General features: G+C 60.4%; 9 protein-coding genes. 4 read left to right on the forward strand and 5 right to left on the reverse strand.

The features are described 5' to 3' along the window. Nucleotides 1–56: 56 nt before the first annotated feature. The 3 genes from EN893_RS12405 to EN893_RS12415 all read right to left on the reverse strand — a co-directional run bounded on the left by EN893_RS12405 (nucleotide 57) and on the right by EN893_RS12415 (nucleotide 2,249). A complete protein-coding gene (locus EN893_RS12405) occupies nucleotides 57–836 on the reverse strand; it encodes a formyl transferase (protein WP_127271185.1) in 780 nt (259 codons plus the stop codon). Nucleotides 837–929: 93 nt separating this feature from the next. Further along, nucleotides 930–1,505: a DUF4893 domain-containing protein gene (locus EN893_RS12410; RefSeq protein WP_127271739.1), complete on the reverse strand. Its 576-nt coding sequence runs from the start codon at nucleotides 1,503–1,505 to the stop codon at nucleotides 930–932. A gap of 114 nt (nucleotides 1,506–1,619) precedes the next feature. Continuing rightward, nucleotides 1,620–2,249 carry a DUF1638 domain-containing protein gene (locus tag EN893_RS12415; RefSeq protein ID WP_127271741.1) on the reverse strand — a complete coding sequence of 210 codons (630 nt, stop codon included), beginning with the start codon at nucleotides 2,247–2,249 and terminating at the stop codon, nucleotides 1,620–1,622. A gap of 64 nt (nucleotides 2,250–2,313) precedes the next feature. Between EN893_RS12415 and EN893_RS12420 the strand changes: the two genes are divergently transcribed. After that, on the forward strand, nucleotides 2,314–2,454 hold the full coding sequence (locus EN893_RS12420; protein ID WP_023812312.1) for an entericidin A/B family lipoprotein: 141 nt from the start codon (nucleotides 2,314–2,316) through the stop codon (nucleotides 2,452–2,454). Nucleotides 2,455–2,536: 82 nt separating this feature from the next. Here EN893_RS12420 and EN893_RS12425 read toward each other — a convergent pair whose 3' ends face one another. Then, nucleotides 2,537–3,235, reverse strand: a complete 699-nt coding sequence (locus EN893_RS12425; protein WP_027029468.1) for a B12-binding domain-containing protein — start codon at nucleotides 3,233–3,235, stop codon at nucleotides 2,537–2,539. A gap of 272 nt (nucleotides 3,236–3,507) precedes the next feature. Here EN893_RS12425 and EN893_RS12430 point away from each other — a divergent pair, with 272 nt between their 5' ends. Both EN893_RS12430 and EN893_RS12435 read left to right on the forward strand, forming a co-directional pair. Beyond that, the gene (locus tag EN893_RS12430) at nucleotides 3,508–5,082 is read left to right on the forward strand and encodes a trimethylamine methyltransferase family protein (protein WP_024501311.1); all 1,575 of its coding nucleotides are present in this window, start codon (nucleotides 3,508–3,510) and stop codon (nucleotides 5,080–5,082) included. Nucleotides 5,083–5,171: 89 nt separating this feature from the next. Then, entirely contained in the window at nucleotides 5,172–5,867 is a 696-nt protein-coding gene (locus EN893_RS12435) for a 4Fe-4S dicluster domain-containing protein (protein ID WP_127267733.1), read from the forward strand. A 54-nt stretch (nucleotides 5,868–5,921) separates the two neighbouring features. Here the strand turns inward: EN893_RS12435 and EN893_RS12440 are convergent, their stop codons facing one another. Then, complete coding sequence (locus EN893_RS12440; protein ID WP_127267734.1) at nucleotides 5,922–6,194, reverse strand: hypothetical protein; 273 nt, start codon at nucleotides 6,192–6,194, stop codon at nucleotides 5,922–5,924. A 503-nt stretch (nucleotides 6,195–6,697) separates the two neighbouring features. Here EN893_RS12440 and EN893_RS12445 point away from each other — a divergent pair. Then, a partial coding sequence (locus EN893_RS12445; protein ID WP_164900820.1) for a GntR family transcriptional regulator occupies nucleotides 6,698–7,047 on the forward strand: 350 nt, incomplete at its 3' end.

Raw genomic sequence — 7,047 nt, forward strand, 5'->3', positions numbered from 1 at the left:
GGTTCGAGGCGTCGGAAAAGCCGGCTCACGGCGTGCGGATCCTGACGAGGAATGCGCTACCAGATGCCGGTTCTCAGGCCAGTCCAGAGATAGAACCAGATCGTCGGATGATACCATTGCTGTGATGGCAGACCGGGGTCGACGGTGGTGATTTTTCCGGCCAGAACATCGCTGACCGCCTCGACGCAGATGTCGCGCGAGAACGCGGCCTGGCGCAACGCGTAGCTGGAGATGGTGTCGCCGCGTTTCGGTTGACCGCGCACCTGTTTCAGCACGGCGCCCGTATCGACGCCGGCATCGACCAGATGCACGGTGGTGCCGAAATTCTGCGGGTCGCCTGACGTCAACGCCCAGTAGCCACCGTTCATGCCGCGGTATTTCGGCGTGATGCCGGCGTGATAGTTGAGCACCGGGCAAGGCATCCGGGCAAGCATGTCCTTCGACAACAGCCTGCAGCCATTAAGCAGGACAACGCCAGGCTGGATCTTCTTGATCGCTTCGAGGCATTCCGGCCCGTTGGCTGAGGCGACATGGATGATTTCCTGATCCCGCCGCGGCTCGACCTCGAGCTTTTCCTCGGCAATCAGCCGGGCGGCATGGCTGGCGAGAAGCCGTTTGCCCAGTCTGCTGAGCACCATCGTGCCAAGTTGGCCGATGGCGGAGATCCAGCCCTGGCGGCGAGCCCGGCCGCGAAGCAATTGCTTTTTGGATTCAGGCGTTTCGAGGATGACGCTGACAGGGCCGACGCGGTCGGTGATCGCGTTGACGATAGCCCAGACATGCTGGCCGCCTCCGGTGACGACCACGATCCGCGTACTGGATTCTGATGCTGCCATGGATCTTGCCCCCTCCAAGCAACCCGTTCTTGATAATGGTCGGGATGCTAGGGCGTCCGGGTTAATCCTTGGTGATCAGCCTTCGATACACAGTCAGCGCTTGAATTCGATGATATCGAGATTCGATTCGTAATAGGGCGCCGGAAATTCGATGCGCCATTCCTTGGCGCTGTTGCGGAAGGCATAGCCGACCTGGTCGGTTTGCGGGCCGCTGCCATAGGGCTTTGCCGGATCATCGTTGACATAGAAGGAACCGAGATAGATCGCGCGTTTCTCGCCATCGTCGAAGAAACGGCCCTTGGTGCGCTGCGAGCCGCTGATCTTTTCCAGCCGCCAGCCGGAACCGTCGTCGGTGACCTTGCACTTGAACCAGCCATAGATGACGAGCGGCAAAGACCCGCCGGCCTTGATGGTGCGGCACCGCCAACTGCCGGTCAGGTCCTTGTCGGAAAAGGCCACCAGCGGTTTTGCCAGCAAGGCGTCGAGTTGCTTGACCTCGGCCGCATCTCCAGCTTTCGCCTCGGCAAGCGCCGCCTTGCGCGTCTCGCCATAATTGTCGAGCCGCTTCTTGTCGGCCGGGGTGATGAGTTTCTGTACCTCGCCATCGGCATGAGCGGGCAGGGCGAAACAGAGGAGACCGAGTGCGGCTATCAAGAGGCGAGGGGTCATCAGTGTGTTTCCACGTTCGAATGGCTGGAGGGCCTGTTGCCTTGTGGCGCACAACTTACCCGTTCTCGGCGGCCTGTCACCCAGGGTTAGAGCATGGCGGGGTCAGGAATTGCTTCAGGCGTGTGCTGCCGCCTGCGCCATTCCGGCCGTCAGGTCGCCATAGCCGGTTGCGCGGCGTTCATAGACGAGACCAAGCATTCTGGCTGCCTTTTCGGCGACCTTGTCGAGTTCCGGATCATTGGTCTGGGCCAGATAGATCAGCTTCTCGTAGTTGCCGAAATAGTCCTTGATCAACTCCGGGTGCTTGTCGAGGCCGAGCGGTTTCATGAAGAAGGCGTCGAACTGCCGGCAGAGGAAGTCGGTCATGTAGAAGGACATCATGTCGTCGTCGGCGACTTTCGCATAGGCCTCCATGCCTTGATAGAAGGCAAAGCAGTGCGGGCCCGCCATGCGCTCGACGCCGTGCTTCTCGCAGATGCGGTCGAGCAGGCCGCCGGTGCCGCAGTCGGCATAGCCGACGAAGATGTTGCTGTAGCCTTCGGCCTTGGCCTTTTCGATTGCCTTGTCCATGGCCGGGGCGATGCGGTCCGGATAGAAATGGAATTCTGCCGGCAGGCAGGTCAGGTCGAGGTGATCCAGTCCGAGCTGTTCCTTGACGGCCAGAATTTCGCGCGCAATCATCCCACAGGCGATAACGAGCAGCTTGTCGTCTTGATTCGGTTTCGTTTTTTGCGTCTTGGCCATGGAACCCGTCGAGCCGGCCTTCGTTGCTGTAGCGCTAATTTATCTATTGAGGGAGACACCGTCCATGAAACTGCTACGCATCACGCCAATTGCCATCTTGACCTGCGCCCTGGCCCTCACGGCTTGTGCGAACACCGTCCGAGGCGTCGGCAAGGACGTCAAATCAACCGCCAATGCGGTCGAGGACACCGTCAACAATCCCTGATCCGCGCCCGTACTTCTTCATCTGGGAACAAAAAAGCCGCGCTGCAAGGCGCGGCTTCCTGTTGTCCGGCCGAAATGACCAATCAGGCCGAAGCGCGCACATTGTGCTTGCGCTTCATGAAGTCCTTGGCGGTCTCGACCGCCACTGCCGCGTCGCGGCAATAGGCATCGGCGCCGACGGCCTTGCCGAATTCCTCGTTCAGCGGCGCGCCGCCGACCAGCACGACATAATCGTCGCGGATGCCCTTTTCCTTCATCGTGTCGATGACGACCTTCATATAGGGCATGGTCGTGGTCAGCAGTGCCGACATGCCGATGATGTCGGGCTGGTGCTGTTCGATCGCATCGAGATATTTCTCGACCGCATTGTTGATGCCGAGATCGATGACGTCGAAACCAGCACCTTCCATCATCATGCCGACGAGGTTCTTGCCGATGTCGTGGATGTCGCCCTTGACGGTGCCGATGACCATCTTGCCCTGCTTCGGCGCGCCGGTGGCGGCGAGCAGCGGACGCAGGATGAACATGCCGGCCTTCATCGCATTGGCCGACAGCAGCACTTCGGGAACGAACAGGATGCCGTCGCGAAAATCCTCGCCGACGATGCGCATGCCTTCGACCAGCGCTTCCGTCAGCACCTTGTAGGGCACCCAGCCGCGCTCGAGCAGGATGTTGGTGCCTTCCTCGATCTCTTCCTTCAGCCCGTCATAGAGATCGTCGTGCATCTGCTGCACCAACTCGTCGTCGGAAAGTTCGGAAAGGATGATCTCGTCGTCGGACATTTGTATCGAGCTCCTGCCGGCATCGCGACCATGTCGCAAGGCACACATCTTCGCGTTCATACCTAACCCGCTGAGGGCATGTATCCATAGCTGATTTGCGACTTCCCGCAAAAGGAAAGCGACCGTAACTCTCTTGGAATTCTTGTCGATTTTGCGACAGGCGTTGGCGCTGGCGGGCCGTTTCGAATAGGGTGCATGGCTACGATCTGGCAAGAAGCGGCGAGGCAGCCGCTATGGATTCCAGACAAGAACAGTTTCAGGGAAGAACCACCATGAGCGAACACGCGGCAGTCGATCAGGAAGCGTCAAACGCGCGACGTGGGCGTGGCGCCAGTGGCGGGGCAGCAGCCCGGCGGGCAGCACGTTCAGGCGGTGGCCCGGGCACGCAGCTCACCTACATCAAGCGCAAGATCAACGTTTATGAGGTGCTGGACGAGGAAGGCCTGGCGCTGATCGAGAAGAACACCGATACGGTGCTCGAGGAGATCGGCATCATCTTCCGCGACGACGCGGAGGCGTTGCAACTGTGGAAAGAGGCCGGCGCCGACGTCAAGGGCGAGCGCGTGCACTTTCCGAAGGGGCTGTGCCGTTCGCTGCTCAAGACCGCGCCGTCCGTCTACACCCAGCACGCCCGCAATTCCGAGCGTTCGGTGCAGATCGGCGGCAATGCCACCGTTTTCGCGCCGGTCTACGGTCCGCCCTTCGTGCGTGACCTCGATGGCGTCAGGCGTTACGCGACGATCGAGGATTTCCAGAATTTCGTGAAGCTCGCCTATATGGCGCCGTCGATCCACCATTCGGGCGGCACGGTGTGCGAGCCGGTCGATGTGCCGGTCAACAAGCGCCACCTCGACATGATCTACAGCCACATCAAATATTCCGACAAGCCGTTCATGGGCTCGGTGACCGCGCCGGAACGCGCCGAAGACACCGTCGCCATGGCCAAGATCGTGTTCGGCGACGATTTCGTCGAGAACAACACGGTGCTGACCAGTCTGATCAACGCCAACTCGCCGATGGTGTTCGACGAGACCATGCTCGGCGCTTTGAAAGTCTATGCGCGCCACAACCAGGCTTGCATCGTCACGCCGTTCATCCTTGCCGGCGCGATGAGCCCGGTGACGGTGGCCGGCACGCTGACGCAGGTCCTGGCCGAAGTGCTGGCCGGCGCCTCGTTCACGCAGCTGATCCGGCCGGGCGCGCCGGTGCTGTTCGGCACCTTCGCTTCGTCGATCTCGATGCAGTCGGGCGCGCCGACCTTCGGCACGCCGGAGCCGTCGCTGGTGTCTTATGGCGCCGCACAGCTGGCGCGCCGTCTCGGCCTGCCGTTCCGTACCGGCGGTTCGCTCTGCGCGTCGAAGGTTCCGGATGCTCAGGCGGCCTATGAAAGCGCCAACACGCTGAACTCGACCATCCTGGCCGGCACTAATTTCGTGCTGCATTCGGCTGGCTGGCTCGAGGGCGGGCTGGCGTCCTGCTATGAAAAATTCATGATGGACATCGACCAGCTCGGCATGACGCAGAAGTTTTCCGAGGGTGTCGACCTGTCGGAAAACGGCCAGGCGATGGACGCCATCCGCCAGGTCGGCCCCGGCAGCCACTATCTCGGCTGCGACCACACCCAGGCCAATTTCCAGACCGCCTTCTACCGCTCCAACATCGCCGACAACAATTCCTACGAGCAGTGGCTGGCCGAAGGCGAGAAGACAGCGCCGCAGCGCGCCAACGAGCTTGCCCGCCGCTGGCTGGAAAGCTACGAGGCGCCGCATCTCGATCCGAGCATCGACGAAGCGTTGAAGGACTTCATCGCCAAGAAGAAGGGGTCGATGCCCGACGCCTTCACTTGAAAGGAGCCCGAATCAGGCGGGGCTAAAGTCGCCAACATCATCCACAAGGAAGTCTGGCGGAGCGCGTTCTCCGATCCGGTCAAGAAGGAATGATTGCGCGTCGCGGCATGATCGAGGAGATCACGGCCGCGCTTGGCGCCAACGGCCTCATCCTGCGCGGCGGCTTTGTGTTCCCTGGCGACGAGGATGCTCCACATGGCACCTCGGGCGCGCCAGCAAGGTCCGTGCTGCTGGTGGGGCAGGCGGGGGCGGCACCTTGGCCGCATTTCCTGCGCTGGCGCGAAAACCAGCCACGGACAATCGCCGATCCGCTCGACAACTGGTCGCGGCAGGTCATTGGCGCCGTGGCCAATGAATTCCAAGCCCGTGCGGTTTCGCCTTCCGACAAACCCTATCTTCCGTTCCAGCAATGGGCGATGCGGGCCGAGGGTTTAAAACCGTCGCCGCTCGGCATCCTCATGCATCCGCAATACGGGCTTTGGCATGCCTATCGCGGTGCGCTGCTGTTCGAGGACGAGATCGCGCTTCCGGAGCAGGGCAAGGCGATCCACCTTTGCGACACCTGTGTCGAGAAACCTTGCCTGAGATACTGTCCGGTCGATGCCTATTCCACGGAAGGATTCGCCTACCAGTCCTGTCTGGCGCATGTGCGAGGAGCGAAGGGCGAGCCGTGCCGCAGCGGCGGCTGCCTTGACCGCAATGCCTGCCCCTATGGCATCGCCTATCGCTATCCGGCTGAGATCCAGGCGTTTCACATGGCAAGCTTTGCGTCAGCCGCCGACTGATCGGCGCCATAGCTTGGTGAGTTTCTATCTCATGGTAGTGAGTCAGTTTGAAATCTAAGCTTTGAATATCTCAGCTAGGAGTTCGATAGCCCGCTCCTGAGTCAACTCTGGATCCCAAGGATCGGATACAGAGATTGCCTCACGCTGGCGATCATCAATCTTAGGTCCCAACACCTGATAATATACATCGCGAATAATCGGGAGGAATTTGGCCTGGAATTGATTGAGTTCGGCCTTGCTCCGCTCTTGATGGAGAAAACTGACGGCGTGAGCCAATAGGAACTCTAACTTGGCGAATTCGGTAGGATCGAAATCATAGCTCTTCATGGCGGCGGCATAGCATATTGAAGTCAAGCTGTCCGCTTCTTGTAAGGGCCGCGCAGCACCGGCTTCTCAATTTCCTTCACTTCGATCAGCGCAACAATGTCACCAATCTCGCAAAGCTTTCATGATAGGGCGTCTGGGTGCATTGATTTAGTACCGGAAAATGTTCGCGGCTTTAGCGAGCATCCATCATGCCCTTCGATGTGTTCGAAATGAGCGCGCATCCCATTGTTACTTTCGCGGTGAGCGCGAACAGCACCATGACACTCGGGGCAGCGCTTTGGCAGGTCCGGGTTAAGACCAAGAGCTTGCTCAACGTGCAAGGGCGCCCAACCGTTTCGTGTCTTAGTTTCGGATGTGTCATCCATGCCTGAATTATCGCATTCAACGCCGGCCATTCAAAGGCTGAATTTCAGACTGACCCACTACCATCTCGATCAGTAGCTTGACGGCAGCCAGGAGTAGGCCTATTCATCAAGTCATCTGATGACTTGATGAATAGGTCGATGCAACCTGCTATCCGAACCAATCTCACCGACAGCGCCACCGAGAGCCTGCGCGCTGAAATCGTCAGCGGCCGCTGGGGCGTCGGCGAGCGTATCCCCAACGAGGCAGCTCTGACCAACCTTCTGTCGGTCAGCCGCGGCACGGTGCGCGAGGCGGTGCGGGTGCTGGTCTCGCAGGGATTGCTGGATACGCGCCAGGGCTCGGGCACCTATGTGCGCTCCGCCGTCGATACCTCTGCCGCGCTCGACCGGGTCAAGCGCAGCGGCCTGCGCGATCAGTGGGAGGCGCGGGCAGCGCTGGACCTCGAAGCCGCGAGGCTCGCCGCCTTGCGCCACACGCCAGCCGACCT

The organism is Mesorhizobium sp. M7A.F.Ca.CA.004.04.2.1 (assembly GCF_004022825.1).
Lineage (GTDB): Bacteria > Pseudomonadota > Alphaproteobacteria > Rhizobiales > Rhizobiaceae > Mesorhizobium.